The organism is Saccharopolyspora sp. 6V (assembly GCF_020176785.1).
GTDB lineage: Bacteria > Actinomycetota > Actinomycetes > Mycobacteriales > Pseudonocardiaceae > Saccharopolyspora_C > Saccharopolyspora_C gregorii.
In genome coordinates, this window is the sequence record NZ_JAIUKB010000084.1 from 5,312 (window position 1) to 24,764 (window position 19,453).

At 73.5% G+C, this 19,453-nt stretch carries 19 protein-coding genes; 7 read left to right on the forward strand and 12 right to left on the reverse strand.

From position 1 onward, the window contains the following. Nucleotides 1-116 precede the first annotated feature (116 nt). Together LCD35_RS17220 and LCD35_RS17225 are read right to left on the reverse strand one after the other, a co-directional pair. A complete protein-coding gene (locus LCD35_RS17220) occupies nt 117-1,256 on the reverse strand; it encodes a macrolide family glycosyltransferase (RefSeq protein WP_255615126.1) in 1,140 nt (379 codons plus the stop codon). A gap of 587 nt (nt 1,257-1,843) precedes the next feature. After that, nucleotides 1,844-2,866 (reverse strand): tetratricopeptide repeat protein, encoded by a 1,023-nt coding sequence (locus LCD35_RS17225; protein ID WP_224961525.1) that lies wholly within the window; start codon nt 2,864-2,866, stop codon nt 1,844-1,846. Nucleotides 2,867-3,221: 355 nt separating this feature from the next. On the opposite strand from LCD35_RS17225, the gene LCD35_RS17230 reads away from it, so the two are divergent. The 4 genes from LCD35_RS17230 (at nt 3,222) to LCD35_RS17245 (ending at nt 6,034) form a co-directional block, all read left to right on the forward strand. After that, the gene (locus LCD35_RS17230; protein WP_225044458.1) at nt 3,222-4,100 is read left to right on the forward strand and encodes an NAD(P)H-binding protein; all 879 of its coding nucleotides are present in this window, start codon (nt 3,222-3,224) and stop codon (nt 4,098-4,100) included. Continuing rightward, complete coding sequence (locus LCD35_RS17235) at nt 4,097-5,134, forward strand: alpha/beta fold hydrolase (protein WP_224967658.1); 1,038 nt, start codon at nt 4,097-4,099, stop codon at nt 5,132-5,134. The genes LCD35_RS17230 and LCD35_RS17235 overlap by 4 nt, the downstream gene beginning before the upstream one ends. A gap of 43 nt (nt 5,135-5,177) precedes the next feature. Further along, the gene (locus LCD35_RS17240) at nt 5,178-5,717 is read left to right on the forward strand and encodes a GNAT family N-acetyltransferase (RefSeq protein WP_224961519.1); all 540 of its coding nucleotides are present in this window, start codon (nt 5,178-5,180) and stop codon (nt 5,715-5,717) included. A 173-nt stretch (nt 5,718-5,890) separates the two neighbouring features. Continuing rightward, nucleotides 5,891-6,034 (forward strand): hypothetical protein, encoded by a 144-nt coding sequence (locus tag LCD35_RS17245; RefSeq protein WP_224961517.1) that lies wholly within the window; start codon nt 5,891-5,893, stop codon nt 6,032-6,034. Nucleotides 6,035-6,221: 187 nt separating this feature from the next. Here LCD35_RS17245 and glpK read toward each other — a convergent pair whose 3' ends face one another. Further along, a complete protein-coding gene (glpK, locus tag LCD35_RS17250) occupies nt 6,222-7,721 on the reverse strand; it encodes a glycerol kinase GlpK (protein WP_224961514.1) in 1,500 nt (499 codons plus the stop codon). A gap of 148 nt (nt 7,722-7,869) precedes the next feature. Further along, nucleotides 7,870-8,613: an MIP/aquaporin family protein gene (locus LCD35_RS17255; protein ID WP_224961510.1), complete on the reverse strand. Its 744-nt coding sequence runs from the start codon at nt 8,611-8,613 to the stop codon at nt 7,870-7,872. A gap of 419 nt (nt 8,614-9,032) precedes the next feature. Between LCD35_RS17255 and LCD35_RS17260 the strand changes: the two genes are divergently transcribed. Continuing rightward, a complete protein-coding gene (locus LCD35_RS17260) occupies nt 9,033-9,914 on the forward strand; it encodes a DeoR/GlpR family DNA-binding transcription regulator (protein WP_224961508.1) in 882 nt (293 codons plus the stop codon). 148 nt (nt 9,915-10,062) lie between these two features. Beyond that, nucleotides 10,063-11,760: a glycerol-3-phosphate dehydrogenase gene (gene glpD / locus LCD35_RS17265; RefSeq protein ID WP_224961512.1), complete on the forward strand. Its 1,698-nt coding sequence runs from the start codon at nt 10,063-10,065 to the stop codon at nt 11,758-11,760. A gap of 59 nt (nt 11,761-11,819) precedes the next feature. Here glpD and LCD35_RS17270 read toward each other — a convergent pair whose 3' ends face one another. The 8 genes from LCD35_RS17270 to LCD35_RS17300 all read right to left on the reverse strand — a co-directional run bounded on the left by LCD35_RS17270 (nt 11,820) and on the right by LCD35_RS17300 (nt 17,851). Continuing rightward, nucleotides 11,820-12,629, reverse strand: a complete 810-nt coding sequence (locus tag LCD35_RS17270; protein ID WP_224961506.1) for an ESX secretion-associated protein EspG — start codon at nt 12,627-12,629, stop codon at nt 11,820-11,822. Further along, on the reverse strand, nt 12,626-13,495 hold the full coding sequence (locus tag LCD35_RS17275) for a PPE domain-containing protein (protein ID WP_224978343.1): 870 nt from the start codon (nt 13,493-13,495) through the stop codon (nt 12,626-12,628). The genes LCD35_RS17270 and LCD35_RS17275 overlap by 4 nt, the downstream gene beginning before the upstream one ends. Before the next feature lie 31 nt (nt 13,496-13,526). After that, nucleotides 13,527-13,913, reverse strand: a complete 387-nt coding sequence (locus tag LCD35_RS17280; protein WP_225044459.1) for a hypothetical protein — start codon at nt 13,911-13,913, stop codon at nt 13,527-13,529. Nucleotides 13,914-14,049: 136 nt separating this feature from the next. After that, the gene (locus LCD35_RS17285) at nt 14,050-14,790 is read right to left on the reverse strand and encodes a DUF3558 domain-containing protein (protein ID WP_225044460.1); all 741 of its coding nucleotides are present in this window, start codon (nt 14,788-14,790) and stop codon (nt 14,050-14,052) included. Between the two features lie 227 nt (nt 14,791-15,017). Then, the gene (locus tag LCD35_RS17290) at nt 15,018-15,389 is read right to left on the reverse strand and encodes a DUF1707 domain-containing protein (RefSeq protein ID WP_224961859.1); all 372 of its coding nucleotides are present in this window, start codon (nt 15,387-15,389) and stop codon (nt 15,018-15,020) included. Nucleotides 15,390-15,520: 131 nt separating this feature from the next. Beyond that, a complete protein-coding gene (locus LCD35_RS17295) occupies nt 15,521-16,852 on the reverse strand; it encodes a dicarboxylate/amino acid:cation symporter (RefSeq protein ID WP_224961857.1) in 1,332 nt (443 codons plus the stop codon). 164 nt (nt 16,853-17,016) lie between these two features. Beyond that, entirely contained in the window at nt 17,017-17,094 is a 78-nt protein-coding gene (locus LCD35_RS30760) for a putative leader peptide (protein ID WP_373690059.1), read from the reverse strand. 142 nt (nt 17,095-17,236) lie between these two features. Then, on the reverse strand, nt 17,237-17,851 hold the full coding sequence (locus tag LCD35_RS17300) for a nucleoside triphosphate pyrophosphatase (protein ID WP_224961855.1): 615 nt from the start codon (nt 17,849-17,851) through the stop codon (nt 17,237-17,239). A gap of 418 nt (nt 17,852-18,269) precedes the next feature. On the opposite strand from LCD35_RS17300, the gene LCD35_RS17305 reads away from it, so the two are divergent. Continuing rightward, the gene (locus tag LCD35_RS17305; RefSeq protein ID WP_225044461.1) at nt 18,270-19,406 is read left to right on the forward strand and encodes a S1 family peptidase; all 1,137 of its coding nucleotides are present in this window, start codon (nt 18,270-18,272) and stop codon (nt 19,404-19,406) included. Nucleotides 19,407-19,453 lie beyond the last annotated feature (47 nt).

The following is a 19,453-nucleotide window of genomic DNA, read 5'->3' on the forward strand; positions in this document are numbered from 1 at the left end:
CCCCCCCCCCCCCCCCGGGCCCCCGGGCCCCCCCCGGGCGGGGGGGGGCCCCCCCCCCCCCCCCCCGGGGCCCGGGGGGGGGCGGGGGGGGGGGGGGGCCCCGCGCCCCCGGGACGTCAGGCCGACTCCGCGCCGAGCCGCGCTTCGACGATCTCCGCGGCGCGCCGGGCGCCGCCCGCTTCGCCGATCTCGCGGCGCATCGCCGCCGACCGGGCCAGCACTTCCGGGTCGGTGGACACCCGGTGCAGCGCCGCCCGCAGCGCCTGCGGCGTGGCCTCTTCCTTCGGCAGGTGCACGCCGAGGCCGAGCTCGGCGATCCGCGCCGCGTTCGCGAACTGCTCCGCGGCCTGCGGGATCGCGATCATCGGCACTCCCGCGTGCAGGGCCTCCATCGTCCCGCCCATGCCCGCGTGCGTGATGAACGCGTCGGCCTGCGACAGGACGTCGAGCTGCGGCACCCACCGGTGCACTTCGACGTTCGGCGGTACCTCGCCGAGCACCGCCGGGTCGACGACCTCGCCGATGCTCAGCACCACCTGCCAGTCGAGCCCGCCGAACGCCGCCAGGCAGTCGCGGTACAGCTGCGGCTGGTCGGTGAAGGCCGAACCCATCGAGATCAGCAGCACCGGACGAGCACCGGACCGCTGCCACGTCCCCTGGGTGCGGCGCGCGGTCAGCATCGGGCCGACGAAGGTGTGGTTCGCCGCCACCGACTCGGCGTAGTACTGGAAGGAGCGCGGGATGGTGACCACGCTGCACTCCCGGTCCATGGTCGCGAAGGTCAGCGGCGCCCCGTGCTCGGCGAAGAAGGCGTCGGCCTTGGCGTGCACCGCCAGCAGCTCGGGGGAGTCGTCGAAGCCGAAGACCTCCTCGATCCCCTCGAACCGGACGTGCGTCGGGGACAGGCAGATCGCCGGGACGCCCCACTCGTGGGCGAGCACCGGTGCTTGCAGGGTCCCGATGTCGTAGATCACCAGGTCCGGCCGGTCCGCGGCGTAGGCCGCGCCCAGCTGCGGGTGCACCGAGATCATCTCGTCGACGAACAGCAGCACGGCCGCGGCCTGGTCCTCCGGCCACTCCTGCTGGGTCGCGGCCGAGGGCAGCGTCGAGGTGTACCGGACCGGTTCGGCACCGGCCTCGGCGACCTGCGGGGCGAAGTCCTCGGTGACCGCGTAGGTGACGCGATGTCCCCGGGCGGCCAGTTCGGCGACGAGGCCGAGGCCGGGATTGACGTGGCCGTGCGCGGGGACGGCCATGAAGGCGATGTGCGCGGATCTGGGCACGGGTTCACTCCGATTCGAGCTGGGCTGAGCTGGGCGGGCGCTCGCGAGCACGAGCGGGCGGGCTCCGCGCGGCACTTCGAAGGGGCTCACCACCGCGGACGGGGGAGCGGCGCGCGGGTGCGCCGGATCAGAGGTGCTGGTACCCGAACATGGCGCCACGGTAGCCCGGAACCGGTGGCGCCGTCCTCCCCTTTTTCGCCCGCCCGGCCGGGTTCCCCGTCCAGCCCGCGTCCCACTCGCGTCGCTGATCGCTGCCCGCACGCCGACCGCTGCTCCCGCGCTGACCGGCGCCCGCACGTCAAGCCGCGGTCCGCACCGGCTCCGCCCGGCCCGGCCGGAAAGCCGCAGCTCCGCGTTCGCGGGTCGGCGCTGCCCACGACCCCCGCCTCCGGAACGGCCGTCCGGCGAGCAGAACAGCCTGCCCGACGCCGAAACCGCTTTCCCCGCGAGCAGGACGCCCCGCCCGACGCCCGAAACGGCCCTCCGCGCGAGCAGAACGCCCCGCCCGACAAGCAGAACGCCCCGCCCGACAGGGTCGGACGGGCCGCCGCATCCCGCGCTCAGCCGGTGCGTTCCGCGATCGCGTTCTCCACCATCGTGCGGGTCTGCCACAGCTGGTTCCCGTTGACCTCGTCGCGCAACGCCACCAGGTCCGCCATCGTCGCTTCCGCGGGACGCCCCAACGCGTCGAGGCTCTTGAGCAGTCCCAGCCGGGACAGCGCGATGCCGCGCGGTTCGCGCAGCGCGCGGAACTTGTCGTGCGCGTCCCGGTAGGTGCGGGCGGCCTCCTGGTGGCGACCGGCGCGGAACTGCACGTTGCCGCGCATCTTGCGGTTGTAGGCGAGGGCGCTGGAGAGGTCCATCCGGCGGCAGGTGCGCTCAGCGGCGGAGAGCAGCTCCAGCGCCCGCTCGTGCTCGCCGCGCAGCGAGAGCACGTCCGCCTGCCCGCGCAGCGCCCACGCGTGGCCGCGGTCGTCGCCGGAGGCTTCGGCGACCTGCGCGGCTTCGGCGAACCGCCGGGCCGCCGAGTCGAGGTCGCCGGTGTTGCGCTCGATCTGGGCGAGTCCTTCCAGCGCCCACACGATGTGCCGGGATTCCTCGCGACGGCGGGCTTCGGCGAGCACGTGCTCGTGGAGTCCGCGCGCCCGCTCGAAGTCCCCTCGGATGCGCAGCGTCTCGGCGACTCCGGCGAACGCGTAGCCGTAGGCGGTGATGTCTCCGGCCTGCCACGACAGGTCGCGGCCCCAGGCGAGCAGCCGCAGCGCCAGGTTCAGCTCGCCGCGCTGGCGGGCCAGCGTGCCGCCGCTCCACAGCGCCCAGCCGCGGACGCCGTCGTTCCCGGCGGTGCGGGCGGCCCGGTAGGCGGCCTTCCACGCCCCGTCGGCCTCTTCCAGGTGGCCGAGCCTGCGGCAGGCTTCCGCGACGGCGAGCTCCGCTTGCGCGACGTCCAGCGCGGTGCCCCGCTCGGCCGCCCACCGGGACCGGTCGCGCGCCTGCGCCAGGACGTCCTCGTACGCGGTGTTCACCGACATGTCCCGGAGCGCGCCCTGGTATTCGGGGGCGAAAGCCCTGTTGCCGTCCATTCCGAAACCTGCCTCACTCGCGGCGCACCGCTGCCCGGCCGCCGTTCGTCGCTGAGGCGGGTGGCCGCCGCCCGACGCCCCGTGGCGGTGACCACCCGCGTTCCCCCGGTACCCCTGACCCTCGTCGAACCTAGGCGCGCGGGTGACAGGCGCGGATCGGCCGAAGTGCCGGAGGAGCTCGATCGATAGGCCGTGAAATCGCCGGCTCCTCGTACTTTCGGCCAGCGCTCGGCCGCTCGGCCGCTCCATCCGCGGGCGCCGCAGATAGGTCTCCGCGGCACCGGTCAACGTGATGATTCGAATGCCCGCGACGCGTGCTCAAGGCTGTGACCTGCGCGTACGGTCGCGGATCGGGATGGGCGGAGCAGCCGTCCGCGATCTGCTGGGGGATGTCATGACGGTGCTGGTGACCGGGGCGACGGGATCGGTCGGCCGGGAGGTGGTGCGCGGGCTGCTGGAGTCCGGCGTGCCGGTGCGCGCGGTGACCCGCGATCCGCGCCGGGCGGAGCTGCCGGCGCGGGCGGAGGTGGTCGCCGGCGATCTGGAGCGCCCCGCGGAGCTGCGCGCGGCGTTGGACGGCGTGTCGGCGGTGCACCTGTTCCCGGTGCCGGGCGGCGCGCGGGAGTTCGCCGAGCTGGCGGTGCGGGCGGGCGTGCGGCGGATCGTGGTGCTGTCCTCGGCGTCGGTCCTGGAGAGCGGGGCGGGCAGCTTGAGCGCGCAGCAGCACGCCCCGGTGGAGCGAGCGGTGGAGGAGTCGGGTGTCGCCGAGTGGACCCACCTGCGGCCCGGGGCGTTCGCGCTGAACGTGCTGGATTGGGCCGCGGACGCCCGGACGGAAGGTGTGGTTCGGCTTCCGTTCGCCGCGGCCGCTCAAGCGCTGGTCCACGAAGCGGACGTCGCCGCGGTCGCGGTCGAGGCGCTGCTCGGCGAGGGGCACGCCGGGCGGGCCTACGAGATCACCGGGCCGGCGGCGGTCTCCCAGCGGGAGCAGGTGGCGGCGATCGCCGAGGCGATCGGTGAACCGGTCCGCTTCGAGGAACTCACCCCCGAGCAGGCCCGGCAGGCCCTGCTCGGCCGGGGTTGCCCGCCGGAGGTCGCGGAGATGCTGCTGGACTACCTGGCGGCCGCGGCCGAATCGCCGGACGTGCCCACCGCCACCGTGCGGCGGCTGACGGGCCGCCCGGCGCGCCGGTTCGACGAGTGGGCGCGCGACCACGCGGCGGACTTCCGGTGACGGCGCGGACGATCCGCTCCGGCGACGTGCGGTTGTGGAGCGAGTCGATCGGTGACCCGGCCGCGCCGCCGCTGCTGCTGGTGGCGGGGGACGTGACCTCCTCCCGCGGGTGGCCGGACGGGTTGGTGGCGCTGCTGGTCGAGGCCGGGCTGCGGGTGCTGCGCTACGACCACCGCGACACGGGTCGTTCCACGCACCGCGAGTTCGCCGCGCACCCGTACGGCTTCGACGATCTGGCGGCGGATGCGCTGGCGGTGCTGGACGGCTGGGGCGTGGCGTCGGCGCACGTGCTCGGCATGGGCCTCGGCGGTGGGTTGGTGCAGCTGCTGGCGGTCGCGGCCCCGGATCGGCTGCGCAGCGCGACGCTGCTGTGCACGCACGCGTTGGGCGTGGACTTCGCCCGGAACTGGGCCCTGGCCCGGGCGGGTGAGCCGAGTCCGGACGAGTTCCCGACGCCGCGGCCGTGGTTCGTGCGCCGCGGCGAGGAGCCGTCGGCGGCGACGGACCTGGAGTCGGCGCTGGCCGAGCGCGTCGAGTGGCACCGGCTGCTGTCGGGGGAGGAACTGCCGTTCGACGCCGCCGAGTTCCGGCGGGTCGAGCTGCGGGACGTCGAACACGCAGGCACCTGGCGCATCCGGGAACCGCATCCGCACGCGCTCCTGCCGCAGGTCCTCGTCGAGCGCGGCGCGGGCCTGGCGCGGATCGGCACCCCGACGCTGGTGCTGCAGGCGCCGCTGGATCCGATCAACCCGCCGCCGCACGGCAGGTTGCTGGCCGCCGCGATCCCCGGGGCGCGGTGCGCGGAGATCGCGGGCATGGGCCACGCGTTGCCGGGCGCGGTGCACGGGCAGCTGGTGCAGCACCTCGTCGACCAGGTGGAGCTCGCCGACCAGGTGGAGCCGGCCGACCACGTCGAGCTCGTCGACCGGGTGGAGCCGGCCGACCGGGTGGAGCCGGCCGACCGGGTGGAGCCGGCCGACCAGGTGGAGCCGGCCGACCAGGCGGAACGGGCCGAGGGCGCGGAGCGGTCCTGAAATTCGGTACCGCCGAGGTGCGGAGTGCAGCAGACTCCCGCGCATGGAGCCGAGCGAGCAGTTGCACCACGACGGAGTGGACCTGCGCCGGTGGCGGCTGGAGGACGCGGGCACGGCGCTGCGGGTCGTGACCGAATCCCTCCAGCACCTGGGGCCGTGGATGGCGTGGGCGGCACCCGGCTACGGGATGAAGGAGGCCGCCGACTTCGTCGGCAAGGCCGAACGCGAGTGGGCGGCGGGCACGTCCTTCACCTACGCGGTGCTCGGCCCGGAGCGGCAGGTGATCGGTTCGGCGAGCCTGATGGACCGGATCGGGCCGGGCGGCCTGGAGATCGGCTACTGGCTGCACCCGGACTTCGAGGGCCGCGGCATCGCGCGCCGCGCGGCGCTGGCGCTGATCGACGAGGCGTTCCGGCTGGGCGCCGGGCACGTGGAGATCTGGCACGACGAGGCGAACCACCGCAGCGGCGCGATCCCGAAGGCGCTGGGGTTCGTGGAGGTGGGCCGTTCTCCGGCCGCACCGGAACAGGTCAGCCCGGCAGGAACCGGGATCCTCGTCGTCTGGCGCCTCCCTCGGCCATGACGCCGCTCGGCTGGTCCGCGACGGGATCCGAACACCGGGTCGGCGTGGGGCCGGGCGGTTCGGGCGGCGGTGCCGCAGAATGCCGGAGCCGGTGGGCCGCCGCGGGACGAGCGGGGGCCGGGGGCGAAGCCGTCGTCGGACGGCACCCGCACCGGCCGGGACGAGGGGGACGCATGCCGAAGGTGTCGGCGTCGTGGGCGCTGGCGGTCGGCGCGCTGATCGCGGTGGTGCTGGTGGTGCTCTCCGGGGGAGAACCCGTCGAACCCCGCCACGCCGAGTTCACCGGAGTCCCCGCCGCGGAACGAACGGCCCCCTGACCCGGCAGGCACCGCAGCCGCTGAGCAGCGACCACCAGAGCAAGGTGACCACCCGCGGGTTCTCAGCGCTCCCCTCGCGAGGACGGCTTTTTCGCATGTGGCGGAGCCACCTGTGAAAAAGACCCCGCAGCGAGGGGACCGCTGAGGTTCCGCCACCCGCCCCACCGAGGGGGACGAGCCGCCGGAATCAGGCCCAGTCGAAGGTCTTGGTGACCGCCTTCTGCCACTGGCCGTACTCGTGCGCCCGCCGCTCCTCCGGCATGACCGGGTCCCACTGCTTGTCCTTCGCCCAGTTGGAGCGGATGTCGTCCTCCCCGGCCCAGAAGCCGACGGCGAGCCCGGCGGCGTAGGCGGCGCCGAGCGCGGTGGTCTCGCTGACGACCGGCCGGATCACCGGGACGCCGAGGATGTCGGCCTGGAACTGCATGAGCAGTTCGTTGCCGACCATGCCGCCGTCGACCTTCAGCGACTTCAGCGGGACGCCGGAGTCGGCGTTCATGGCCTCGATGACCTCGCGGGTCTGGAAGGCGGTGGCTTCGAGCACGGCGCGGGCGAGGTGGCCGCGGTTGACGAAGCGGGTGAGCCCGACGATGGCGCCGCGCGCGTCGGACCGCCAGTGCGGGGCGAACAACCCGGAGAAAGCGGGCACGAAGTAGGCGCCGCCGTTGTCCTCGACGCTGCGCGCGATCTGCTCGATCTCCGGGGCGCTGCCGATCAGCCCGAGGTTGTCCCGCAGCCACTGCACCAGCGAGCCGGTGACCGCGATGGAGCCTTCCAGGCAGTACACCGTGTCCTTCGAGCCGATCTTGTACCCGACGGTGGTGAGCAGCCCGTTGTCGCTCAGCACGGGCTCGGTCCCGGTGTTGAGCAGCAGGAAGTTGCCGGTCCCGTAGGTGTTCTTGGCTTCACCGGGCGACAGGCAGGCCTGGCCGAAGGTGGCGGCCTGCTGGTCGCCGAGGATGCCCGCGATGGGGAGCCCGCCGAACACGCCGCGCTCGCGGAAGTGCCCGTAGACCTCGGAGGAGGAGCGGATCTCCGGCAGCATCGAGGTGGGGACGCCGATCTGGCGGCAGATGTCCTCGTCCCACTCCAGCTTCTCCAGGTCCATCAGCAGGGTCCGGGAGGCGTTGGTGGGGTCGGTGACGTGCAGGCCGCCGTCGGGGCCGCCGGTGCTGTTCCACAGCACCCAGGTGTCCATGTTGCCGAACAGCAGCTCGCCCTTCTCGGCGCGGGCGCGGACCCCGTCCACGTTGTCCAGGATCCAGCGGATCTTGGTGCCGGAGAAGTACGGCGAGAGGGTGAGACCGGTCTTGGCGTGGAACCGGTTCTGCCCGCCTTCCTCGGCGAGCTCGCCGACGATGGTGTCGGTGCGGGTGTCCTGCCAGACGATGGCGTTGTAGACGGGCTTGCCGGTGGTCTTGTCCCACACGACGGTCGTCTCGCGCTGGTTGGTGATGCCGACGGCGGCGATCTCGGAGGTCACCAGGTCGGCCTTGGCGAGCGCCCCCGCGCACACCTGGCGGGTGTTGCTCCAGATCTCCTCCGGGTCGTGCTCCACCCAGCCCGCCTTGGGGAAGATCTGCCGGTGCTCGACCTGGTCGACGGCCACGACGCGCCCGCCGTGGTCGAAGATCATGCAGCGGGTGGAGGTGGTGCCCTGGTCGATCGCGGCGACGTAGGAGGCCATGTTGTCGTCCTTTTCGATGGATTCCGAGATGTGCGTGGGCTCGGGGTGAGTGTCACCCGCCCGGCCCGGTCGGGCAGCCCCCCGGTGCGGGAACCGCGCGGTGCGGGCCCGGTCGGAGGGCCCGCACCGCGGGGGACGTGGCCGCGGCTCAGGTCGCGGGCAGCACCAGGGCGACCGCGCCCGCGAGCACCCCGCCGATGATCGGCCCGGCGACGGGGACCCAGGAGTAGCCCCAGTCGGCGGGGCCCTTGCCGCGGATCGGCAGCAGCGCGTAGGCGATGCGGGGGCCGAGGTCGCGCGCCGGGTTGATGGCGTAGCCGGTGGGCCCGCCGAGCGAGGCGCCGATCCCGATGACGATGAACGCGACGGCCGCGTAGCCGAGCGCGTCGTTGCCGAAGCTGAAGGCGCCGTCGTCGCCGCGGCCGGAACCGGGCGTCTGGATGATCCACAGCACCAGCACGAAGGTGCCGATGATCTCGGTGACGAGGTTCCACGGCGCGTTGCGCACGGTGGGGGCGGTGCTGAAGATCCCGAGGGTGCCCGCCGGGTCGTCGTGCGTGTCGAACTGCAGCTTGTAGGCCGCCCAGCACAGCGCCGCGCCCAGCGTGCCGCCGATGATCTGGGCGACGACGTAGACGGGCACCTGGCTCCACGGCACCTGGCCGTCGACGGCGAGGCCGAGCGTGACGGCGGGGTTGATGTGCGCCCCGGTGGGTTCGGCGATGCTGGCGCCCGCGAACACGGCGAAGCCCCAGCCGAAGTTCACCAGCAGCCAGCCGCCGTTGTTGCCGAGCGCCTTGCGCAGTGTCACGTTGGCGACGACGCCGCACCCCATCAGGGTCAGCACGGCCGTGCCCATCAATTCCCAGAGGAAGATCTCACCCAGACTCATGTCCCAGGTCCCCTCGTCGCGGCGCCATCGGCGCGGTCGGGTGTGCGTTGCTGGTCCGGCTGGGCGGGTGGTGCCGGACGGCACGCCGCGCTGATCCGCCCCGGGGTGAGCGCGCCGGTTCCGCGCCGCGGTTCCGCGGGCCGCTGGACGGCCGCGGATGTCGCGAGCACGGGCACGTCGACCTCCTCCGTTGGAGCCGCTTCGGCGGCCGGACGCGCCGAAGAACATGGTCACATTAGGCATGTGAAAACAAACATTGCAATAGCTTTGCGATGGTGTTTTTATCGCGATGTACGGTGAACTCGCTGTGTCCGGGATTCGTGCGGTGAGGCACGACCGTCGGGCAGGGGTTCGGCTAGGAGGATGGGCACCCAATGGTGGAAGTCCCCGCAGGGGATGTGGCGGTGAGGGGGACGACGATGTCCGCTACGTCGGGTCGGCGCCCGTCCGGCAAGCAGCAGGACCGGCGGCGCAAGATCACCGAACTCGTGATGGCGGAAGGTTCGCTGCGCATCGACGACCTGGTCTCGACCGTGGGCGCCAGCGCCATGACCGTGTACCGGGACTTGGCCGACCTGGAATCGCAGGGCCTCGTGCACCGCAACCGCGGCTACGTCTCCGCGGCCTCCTCGCTGCTCTACGAGGCGGCCTCGGAATACCGGATGCAGCAGAACGAGGCGGAGAAGGACGAACTCGCGAGCGCCGCCGCCGAACTGGTCGAACCCGGCCAGGCGCTGGTGCTCGACGACTCGACCACCGGGGTCTACCTGGCTCGGCGGCTGCCGGAACGCGCACCGCTGACCGTGGTGACCAACCACCGCGGGGTGTTCGGCGAGCTCGCCGGGCAGCAGGGCGTGCACCTGATCTCCATCGGCGGCGACTACCTGCCGTGGGCGGACGCGTTCGTCGGCGGCATGGCGCTGGACGCGCTGCGCGGGCTGCGGGTGGACCTGGCGATCATGTCCGTCTCCGCGGTGACCGACGGCATCTGCTGCTACCCGCAGCAGGAGATGGTGCAGATCAAGAAGGCGATGCTGGCCGCGGCCAGCCGCCGGGTGCTCTACGTGGACCACACCAAGTTCCGCAGGCGCGCGTTGCACGCGGTCGCGCCCGCCGAGGACTTCGACATGGTGATCGTCGATTCCGCCACGCCGGAGGCCGACGTCGAGGTCCTCGTCGAGCGCGGCGCCACGGTCCGGCGCACCGGCGAGATCCAGCAGGACCGGGCGAAGAAGGATCTCGCCACGGCAGGTCAGAGCAGCAATGGCGCGGCAGGCGTGCAAGGCGCAGGCCGGGCATGATGACCACCGCGGAACGCGCCGACGGGGTGCGGGTCGGCGGTGATCGGGATTCGAGCGAGGAGGACGCCAGGTGTCCCACGACGAGAAATCAACCGCGACGACCGGTGCCACCGACGCCACCCGGGCCTCGGAGGAGGCGCAGGGCAGGCTGGGGCCGGGCGACCGCGAACGCAACTGGAACAGGCTGGGCTCGGAGGAGTTCGACGTCGTCGTGATCGGCGGCGGCGTCACCGGCGCCGGCGCCGCGCTCGACGCGGCCACCCGCGGGCTGCGGGTCGCCCTCGTCGAGGCGCGCGACCTGGCCGCCGGCACGTCCAGCCGCTCCAGCAAGCTCTTCCACGGTGGCCTGCGCTACCTGGAGCAGCTGGAGTTCTCGCTGGTCCGCGAGGCCCTGCGGGAGCGGGAGCTGATGCTGACCCGGCTCGCGCCGCACCTGGTGAAGCCGGTGCCGTTCCTCTACCCGCTCAGCCACCGCGTGTGGGAGCGGCCGTACACCGCGGCCGGGCTGCTGATGTACGACACGATGGGCGGCGCCCGCTCGGTGCCCGGGCAGAAGCACCTGTCCCGGGCCGGTGCGCTGCGGATGGTGCCCGCGCTCAAGCGGGACGCGCTGATCGGCGGCATCCGCTACTACGACGCGCAGGCCGACGACGCCCGCCACACCATGACCGTGGCCCGCACCGCGGCCCGCTACGGCGCCGTCGTCGCGACCTCCACCCAGGTCACGGGCTTCCTGCGGGAGGCCGACCGGGTCGCGGGCGTGCGGCTGCGCGACGTCGAGACCGGCGCCGAGACCGAGGTCCGCGCCCAGACGGTGATCAACGCGACCGGGGTGTGGACCGACGAGCTGCAGCGCCTCTCCGGCAGCCGCGGGCAGTTCCGGGTCCGCGCCAGCAAGGGCGTGCACATCGTGGTGCCGCGGGACCGCATCGTCTCCGAGGCCGGGATGATCCTGCGCACCGAGAAGTCCGTGCTGTTCGTCGTGCCGTGGGGTGGCCACTGGATCGTGGGCACCACCGACACCGACTGGAACCTGGACCTCGCGCACCCGGCGGCGACGAAGAAGGACATCGACTACATCCTGGAGCACGTCAACACGGTGCTCGCCACGCCGCTGACGCACGCCGACATCGAGGGCGTGTACGCGGGGCTGCGGCCGCTGCTGGCGGGGGAGAGCGACGAGAGCTCGAAGCTGTCCCGGGAGCACGCGGTCGCCCGCGTCGCGCCCGGCCTGGTCGCCATCGCCGGTGGCAAGTACACGACCTACCGGGTGATGGCCGCCGACGCGGTGGACGCGGTGGCGCCGGACCTGTCCGGCCGCGTCGCGTCCTCCATCACCGACCGGGTGCCGCTGCTCGGCGCCGACGGCTACCACGCGCTGGTGAACCAGGCCGACCAGATCGCGTCCGCGCACGGCGTGCACCCGTACCGGATCCGGCACCTGCTGGACCGCTACGGCTCGCAGGTGCACGAGGTGCTCGCGGCCACCGCGGACCGGCCGGAGCTGCTCAAGCCCGTCCCCGGCGCCTCGGCCTACCTGCAGGCCGAAGTGGTGTACGCGTGCACCCACGAGGGCGCGCTGCACCTGGAGGACGTGCTGACCCGGCGCACCCGCATCTCCATCGAGTACCCGCACCGCGGGGTGGAGTCGGCGGAGCCGGTGGCGCGGCTGATGGCCGACGTGCTCGGGTGGGACGAGGAGCGCGTCGCCCGCGAGGTCGAGGTGTACACCGCCCGCGTCGAGGCCGAGCGGGACTCGCAGACGCAGCCCGACGACGAGGCCGCGGACGCGAAGCGCTCCGCCGCCCCCGAGGTGCGGGACCGCATCGAGGAACCCATCGCCTGATCGCAGCGACCAGGTGACCACGGGCCGCTCGTCCACCCGGACGGGCGGCCCGTTCCGCGTCAGCGGGCCAGCTCGGTCAGCAGCTCGTCGACGTGGGCGATCATCCGGCGGGTGTCGGCGGGCGAGACGGTGCTCCAGGAATCACCGGACGGCGAATCCCGGCGCAGCTGCGCGTACCGGCCGTGCGGGGTGTCGAAGAACCCCACGACCCGCGGCGCCCGCACCCGGCGGCCCAGCCGGTCCCGGGCGGCGGCGCCGAACTGCCCGCGCGCCCCGGCCTCGCGGACCATCGAGGTGAGCATCTCCGCGTCGTCGCCGCGCACGCCGCGGCGGACCAGCTCGCCCTCCAGCGCTTCGGCGTTCCCGCCTGTCGCGGCCGCGGCGGCGTCGAGGTCGGCGCTGCGCACCGTCACCGATCGGCCCGGCCCGGCGCCGAGCACCGGCAGCACCGAGGCCACCTCCCGCACCAGTCCGGCCGCCGACACCGGCCGCAACGTCAGCGCGTCCTCGTCCTTGACGACCAGCACCGCGTCCGCCCCGCTGCCGTCCGGCACGCCGGAGGCGGCGAGCACCCGGAGGCTGCGGCCGAACCAGGTCCGTCCGTCCACTTCGGACTCCGGGTGGGCGAGCAGCCGCAGCATCCGGTCCAGCGCCGGGTCCAGCTCCCGGCGGTCGCCGAGCTGCTTGGCGCCCATCGACCGCCACGCCGAGTCCGCCAGCTCCGCGCGCTCCGTCCAGGTGCGACCCGGCGAGGGCACCCGCAGCACCAGCGGCATCGTCTCCAACTCCAGGTGCTCGACGAGCACGTCGAACTCCAACGCGGACAGCCGGACCGGACCGGCACCCGCGAGTGCCGAACCGCCGATCATTGACCGGGATCTCCGCCGATGACCGGCCGGGACAGGGTCTGCGGTGCGTCGAAGAAGCCGGTACCGCCGCCGACCTGCTCGGTCACCGAGCGGTCCACCGGGTCGTCGTCGCGGCGCCGCGCCCGGCCCCCGCCGGAACCGGTCGGGTGCGTGCCGCGGCCGCGCTCGCCGCCGCGCCCCGCCGTACCGCGCGCGGGCTGCCTGCGCGCGCCGCCGGGGGTGGTCGCCGAACCGGTGCCGCCGCGCGGGGCGGGCACCGGGGCGCCCGCCCAGCTGATCGTGATGTTCGGCTGCTGCAGGCCCTTCGCCGCGCCCGGCGGGGGGACGTGCGCGTCCACGACCACCTGCGGCGGCGGCGCGAAGGAGGCCAGCGAGGTCGTGTTGGCCCGGGTGGAGGCCTCGTAGGTGCGCATCACCTCGAACGCGCGCTGCTCGGCGGCGTCCCGGCGGGACTCCTGCACCTCGTAGTCGGTCTGCCCGCCGAACAGGTGCACCAGCCCGGTGATCGCGGTGCCCGGGTCCTCGGTGGTCAGCGGCTGCGGCTGCGGCATGTCGGCGCGGGCCTTGCCGACGAACGAGGCCTGCTGCTCGGTGCGGTCCCGCATCGACTCGGCGGCCTGCTGCGCCTGCACGGCCCACTCGCCCAGCGGGCGGATCCCGCCGCGGGCGTTGTCGGCGGCTTCGCCCTGCCAGCCGGACATCGCGGAGCTCAGCGCGGCGGCGAGATCGCCGTCGATCTCGCCGAGGGTGCGGGTCAGCTCGCTCCAGCGGCGCACCGAATCGGTCGACGCGTCCGCGCCGGGGCCCTGGTGGATCTGCTCGTAGAGCTCCTCGTGGCGGTACCCCTGCCAGCGGTGGTCACTCATCGGGTTCCGCCTCCCGTCGCACCGGTCACGGTCAGCACCCTCCCCCGAGCCGCACCGCGTTCACGTCGTCGGTGTCCTGGTAGTGCTGGTTGGCCAGCTGCAGGGACTCGGCGGCCGATTGCAGCTGGTCGCGGTAGCCGCACAGCGCGGTCAGCGCGTCCTGGTCGCCGCCGACCGAGCGCTCGTTGAACTGCTCGGCGGCGGTGCTGCTGATCGGGTCGCCGGCCCACGGCCGGATGCGCAGCTCGGTGATCGCGTGCTCGATCTCCACACCGACCTGGTCCAGCGAGGACTGCAAGGCGTTCACGAGGCTCGGGATGGCGGCGGGTTCGACGCGCATGGAGCCACCGGTGCCGGGGGTTCCCGGTAGGGCGGTGGAATCCGGCGAGCCGTCCCCCGACGGCGAGTACAGCGGCACGGGGTTTCCCTCCCACGGGTAAGACGTCCGCGCTCACTCTAATCACTATTCATCACCGTGGGGAGTGCTCCAAACGCGGTGAGTATCAACGCGGTTGGGCCGCGGGGTCCAGTCGCGTTGCGCCGGACGCCCGCGATCACTCCGTCGGACGGGGGCTCATCAGCGGCTCCGAGGAGCCGCTCGTGGACCCGGCCGCGGAGGGATCCGCGGACGTGGTGGCGGATTCCGAGGTCTCCGGTGCCGGGTCGGCCAGCGAGGCCACCGCGTTCTCGGCGACCAGCTGCGCCCCTTGGCACAGGGCGTCCAGCGGCGGCGCGGGCTGCCCACCGTCGTCGCGGTAGAGCACGTCGAGGTGCTCGCCCTCGGCGAGGTCCACCGCCACGTTGCAGGACAGGTCCAGGTCCGGAGTCTTGATCACGAGCGCCGGGAAGCCGTGCACCACCACCGGGGTCGCCTGCACCTGCGCGGTGTCGTCCGTCCACACGCTCATCGACTCGGTGGTGATCAGCGACAACCGCGCCCCGACCTTCGCGGTGGTGTTGCGGAAGCTGCACGTGGGCGCGTCGCCGAAGCCGCCCTCGGTGTCGGCCAGCGGGTCGCGGTCGAACCCGAGCTGCCCGCGCTGCGCGGCGGTGAGCAGTTCGCACGGGTCCACACCGGACATGCTCAGCTCGTAGGGGCGCGGCGGCGGTGGCGGGGGCGTGCTGGTGGTGGGGGTGTGCGGCACGGGTGGCGGCGGTGCGGGCGTCTCCGCGGCGGGCTCGGAGCGGAGGAAACCGCATCCGGAGAGGGTGAGCAGCGCCGCAGCGCACACCCCGCCCAGCCGCATGGCCGACGTCCGGCCGTTCCGCGCCGAGGCGGTCCGCGAGCTCTGCATGGGCTTCACCGTAACGAAAGCGGCGGCCCGCCCGGGGCAACTCCGGGGGCGTGCCGCGCGGAGATCGCCCGGGTGACCGGCCCGTCGGCCCGGTTCGGGCGCTCGGACGAGGCGTTCGTCCGGCACCGGGCCGAGCGGGGGAGCGGGGTGCCGCTGTTCGGGCGCCGGGTGCGGGAACCCCGGCGTGCGGCGGGAACTGGCTGGTTCTCGCCAGCCGGCGGCGCCGGTCACCGCCTGCGGGCCACCCAGGCGATGAGGAAGATCGCGAGGAAACCGAGCAGCCACAGGTCCCTGGTCACCACGACCAGCACCAGCAGCAGAGCGGCACCGCCGAGGCCGAGCAGCACTTCCGCCCGGGGCCGGGTGCGGGCCGGTCGCCTGCCGGGAGCCCAGGTCGCGCCGCTCGCGGGCGTGGTGTCGGGCAGGTCCCGGAACAGCGCGTCCAGGTCGTCGCCGCTGCGGGCCGCGACCACCCGGGCGCAGCGCTCGTCGTACTCGACGAGGTCCAGCCTGCCCGAGGTCAGGTGCTCGCCGAGCAGCGCGATCGCGGTTTCGCGTTCGGCATCGCCGATCCGCAGTTTCCGGTCCCTCGCACGCACTCCGCCATCCTAGGGCCCGCGCTTCCCGGCGCCGACGTCCCGGACCGGACCTACCGGGCGAACGGCCCGTCCGGCCGGGAGGGCGGGCCGCTCGCCTCCGCGTGCCGGCACGGGGACGAGCGGCCGGAGCATCACGCCTTGGCGGTCAGCAGCGGCGGGTCGGACGGGGCGTTGAGCACCTCGTCGTCGATGAGGCCCTCGCCGCGGGCGACGACGGTCGGCACCACGATCTGCCCGGCCACGTTGGTCGCGGTCCGCGCCATGTCCATGATCGGGTCGACCGCGTAGGCGACGGCGATGCCGGTCGCCACCACCTCCGGCGGGAAGCCGAGCGCGCTCACGGTGAGGGTGAGCATCGTGAACCAGCCGGTGACCCCGGCAGTGGCGATGGAGCCGAACACGGCCACCGCCACGATCGTCAGGTACTGCACGACGCCCAGCTGGATGCCGAACAGGTTCGCGATGAAGATCGCGCCGACCGCGGGGTAGATCGCCGCGCACCCGTCCATCTTGGTCGTGGTGGCCAGCGGCACCGCGAAGTTCGCGTACGAGCTGCTGACGCCCAGGTTCTCGGCGGTCTGCCTGCTCAGCGGCAGGCTCGCGCCGGAGGAGCGGGACACGAACGCGAACTGCAGCACCGTCCACGCCTTCGCGAAGAACGTCGCCGGGCTCACCTTCGCCACGAACCGCAGCAGCACCGGGTACACCACGAACAGCACCAGCGCGCAGCCGGCGTAGGTGGCGCCGATCAGCTTGAGCAGCGGGGCGAAGAACTCGTTGCCGTAGGTGGCGACCGCGTTGCCGATCAGGCCGAGGGTGCCGATCGGGGCGAGCCGGATGATCCAGCCCAGCACCCGCTGGATCACCTCGAACAGCGAGCGGTTGAAGTCCACGAACGGCTTCGCCGTGTCACCGAGGCTGTAGGCGGCGGCGCCGATGATGAGCGCCACGAACACCACCTGCAGCGTCTCGCCCTCGGAGAAGGCGCTGACCAGGTTGCTCGGGATCAGCCCGTTGATCAGGTCGAGCCAGGAGCCCTGCGTCTTCTCCCCGATGGACTTCAGCCGCTCCGGGTCGGGTTCCAGCACCAGGCCCTGTCCGGGCTGCACGAGCCTTCCCACCGCGAGGCCGATGACCACGGCGATCAGCGAGGTGATCGCGAACCACAGCGCGGTCTTCCCGCCGAGCCGGGCCGCGGTCCGCCCGCCGCCGACCGAGCGCAGGCTCGTGATGCCCACGACGATCGCCGTGAAGATCAGCGGCAGCACGGTGAACGTGAGCAGGTTGGTGAACGTGGAGCCGATCGTGTCCAGCGTCGTGATCAGCCACTGGGCGTCGGTCGCCTTCGCGATCCAGCCCAGCAGCGCGCCGACGACCAGGGAGGCGACGACCGCGACGGCGAACAGCCGCGGGTTGAACCGGGGTCGTCGCCGTTCGGGCTCGGGGGAGGTGGACACGGGCATCTCCTGACTGCGTGGTCCGGGTGGCGCGGGACGCGCCGGGGAGGATCGCTCGCGGGCTTCGCCCGGGCGGGGAGGTGCGGGGGCGGTGCGATCGGCCGGAATCGGCGCGGATCAGGTCGGTGCCGGAGCGCGCCGCGGGCGCGGGACCGGGGTTCGCCGCCCGCTCAGGGACAAGCGCTGCTGGCCTGCCGTCGCAGATCGACGTGCAGGCGTGAAGTCAGGTAACGCCGCTGAGCTCCCATCGCGGACAGTTCTAACCCGCGGTTCGGTCCAGACCATCCCGAATTAACCGAATTGTGTTCGCGTTCACCGGCGGAACGGCGGAATTCGGCCCACCCGGCGGAATTCGGCCACGAACCGCGCCGGAGCGGTCACTCCCGGAGATCAGGAGCGCTGCCACAGCTCCGCCACGCCGACGCCCACCTCGGCCAGCAGGGCGCGGGTCAGCGGCAGGCTGATGCCGATCACGCTCGACGGGTCGCCGTCCACGCCCTCCACGAACCAGCCGCCGAGGCCGTCCAAGGTGAACCCGCCCGCCACCCGCAGCGGCTCGCCGGAGTCCACGTAGGCCGCCAGCTCCGCCTCGCTCGGTTCGGCGAAGCGCACCACCGTCGTCTTGTGCGCGTGCGCCCGGGACACCACCTCGCCGTCGCGCAGCCGCACCACCGCGTGCCCGGTGAGCAGTTCGCCGCTGCCGCCGGCCATCGCGCGCCAGCGCTTCAGCGCGATCTCCGGGTCGTGCGGCTTGCCGACGACCTCGCCGTGGATGGACAGCATCGAATCGCAGCCGACGACCACTGCTTCCCCGCCGATCTCCGGCAGCACCGCGTCGGCCTTCGCCAGCGCCAGCGCGGTCACCAGCTCCGCGGGCGACGGGTCCGGCAGCGCGGCGGCCACCGCGTCCTCGTCCACGCCGGACACCTGCACGGCCGGATCGATCCCGGCGGCGCGCAGCACGGCGAGTCGGGCGGGGGACGCGGAGGCGAGGACGAAGCGCACGCGGCGACTGTAGCCGCGCCCCGCGGCGGGACCTGAGGGCGGCCCGTTGCCCGCTTCGGCGTCGCCCGGACAGGCCGAACGGCCGAGCCGCAAGCCTGTGCGGTGCGGTTTCGTGCGTTCACAGGGAATGCCATAGCTCTAATGGCGGTGCCTGGTTCAGGTGGAAGATTCCTAATGTCCTTCTCGCGGACACCTCCGGCGACGGCCGGACGAGACCGCGGGCGGGGAGCTCTCCTCGCCGGTTCCACCCCTTCGCAGTGGATCCACGCCTCCTCCCGGCCCGCGGGCCGGACACCGCTCTCCTCCAGCGCGGACGCCCCCCGTCCGCCTGGCCCCGCGCGTCCCCGGAGCGCCGATCACGCCCCGCCGCGCGGCTCGCCCCATTCCGCAAGCACCGGATATCGAGGGAGATCGAAAGATGAGCCGGAAGCGAACCCTTCGCCTGGCGAGCGCCGCGCTGCTCGTCGCGGGCACCGCGACCGCGGCGATCAGCCCCGCCGTCACGGCCTCGCCGCTGGACCCCGACCTGCTCGCCGCCGTGCAGCGCGACCTCGGCCTCACCGAGCAGCAGGCCCGCACCCGCCTCGCGCAGGAGGACACCGCACGGCGGCTCGACGAGACGTTGAGCCGATCGCTGGGCGGCAGCTTCGGCGGCGCCTACTTCGACGCGGCGAGCGGTGCGCTCGTCGTCGGCGTCACCGACGCCGCGAAGATCGCCGAAGTGGAGGAAGCCGGCGCCACCGCCCGGATGGTGCGGCACAGCAGCGCCGAGCTCGACGCCGCCGTCGCCGCCCTCGACCGCGCCGAGGCGTCCGCCCCGGCGTCCATCACCGGCTGGTACGTGGACGAACGGGCCAACACCGTCGTCGTCGACGTGCAGGCCGCGCTGCGCGACGCCGCCACCGACGACTACCTCGCCGAGACCACCGGGAACGCGCCGGTGCGGGTCGACGAGGTCACCGAGGCGCCGCGCACGCTCTACGACCTCGTCGGCGGCGACGCCTACTACATGGGCGGCGGGCGCTGCTCGGTCGGCTTCCCGGTGCGCACCTCCAGCGGCGCGTCCGGCATGGTCACCGCCGGGCACTGCGGGACCCGCGGCACCTCCGCCTCCGGCTACAACCAGGTCGCCCTCGGCTCGTTCCAGGGGTCCTCGTTCCCCGGCAACGACTACGCGTGGGTGTCGGCGAACGGCAACTGGACCGCCCGCGGCCTGGTGAACATGTACAACGGCAGCGGCCGGGCCGTCTCCGGGCACAGCACCGCGCCGACCGGGTCCTCGGTGTGCCGCTCCGGCTCCACCACCGGCTGGCACTGCGGTTCGGTGCAGGCGCTGAACCAGACCGTCCGCTACGCGGAGGGCTCGGTCAGCGGGCTCACCCAGACCAACGTGTGCGCCGAGCCCGGTGACTCCGGTGGTTCGTTCATCAGCGGCAACTCGGCCCAGGGCATGACCTCGGGCGGGTCCGGCAACTGCTCGTCCGGCGGCACCACGTACTTCCAACCGGTCGGGGAAGCACTCAGCGCCTACGGCCTGAGCCTCGTCACGAACTGATCCGGGGGAGGGGGGCGTTCGACCGAGCGCATCGGGCGAACGGGCCG

What these genes read in the sequence shown, in the direction of transcription:
- LCD35_RS17285 (WP_225044460.1), bottom strand. Translation starts at nt 14,790, where the DNA reads ATGCAGAGCTCGCGGACCGCCTCGGCGCGGAACGGCCGGACGTCGGCC.
- LCD35_RS17225 (WP_224961525.1), bottom strand. Translation starts at nt 2,866, where the DNA reads ATGGACGGCAACAGGGCTTTCGCCCCCGAATACCAGGGCGCGCTCCGG.
- LCD35_RS17240 (WP_224961519.1), top strand. Translation starts at nt 5,178, where the DNA reads ATGGAGCCGAGCGAGCAGTTGCACCACGACGGAGTGGACCTGCGCCGG.
- LCD35_RS17295 (WP_224961857.1), bottom strand. Translation starts at nt 16,852, where the DNA reads ATGCCCGTGTCCACCTCCCCCGAGCCCGAACGGCGACGACCCCGGTTC.
- LCD35_RS17260 (WP_224961508.1), top strand. Translation starts at nt 9,033, where the DNA reads ATGTCCGCTACGTCGGGTCGGCGCCCGTCCGGCAAGCAGCAGGACCGG.
- LCD35_RS17255 (WP_224961510.1), bottom strand. Translation starts at nt 8,613, where the DNA reads ATGAGTCTGGGTGAGATCTTCCTCTGGGAATTGATGGGCACGGCCGTG.
- glpK (WP_224961514.1), bottom strand. Translation starts at nt 7,721, where the DNA reads ATGGCCTCCTACGTCGCCGCGATCGACCAGGGCACCACCTCCACCCGC.
- LCD35_RS17230 (WP_225044458.1), top strand. Translation starts at nt 3,222, where the DNA reads ATGGGCGGAGCAGCCGTCCGCGATCTGCTGGGGGATGTCATGACGGTG.
- LCD35_RS17245 (WP_224961517.1), top strand. Translation starts at nt 5,891, where the DNA reads ATGCCGAAGGTGTCGGCGTCGTGGGCGCTGGCGGTCGGCGCGCTGATC.
- LCD35_RS30760 (WP_373690059.1), bottom strand. Translation starts at nt 17,094, where the DNA reads ATGGGAGCTCAGCGGCGTTACCTGACTTCACGCCTGCACGTCGATCTG.
- LCD35_RS17220 (WP_255615126.1), bottom strand. Translation starts at nt 1,256, where the DNA reads ATGGCCGTCCCCGCGCACGGCCACGTCAATCCCGGCCTCGGCCTCGTC.
- LCD35_RS17270 (WP_224961506.1), bottom strand. Translation starts at nt 12,629, where the DNA reads ATGATCGGCGGTTCGGCACTCGCGGGTGCCGGTCCGGTCCGGCTGTCC.
- LCD35_RS17275 (WP_224978343.1), bottom strand. Translation starts at nt 13,495, where the DNA reads ATGAGTGACCACCGCTGGCAGGGGTACCGCCACGAGGAGCTCTACGAG.
- LCD35_RS17305 (WP_225044461.1), top strand. Translation starts at nt 18,270, where the DNA reads ATGAGCCGGAAGCGAACCCTTCGCCTGGCGAGCGCCGCGCTGCTCGTC.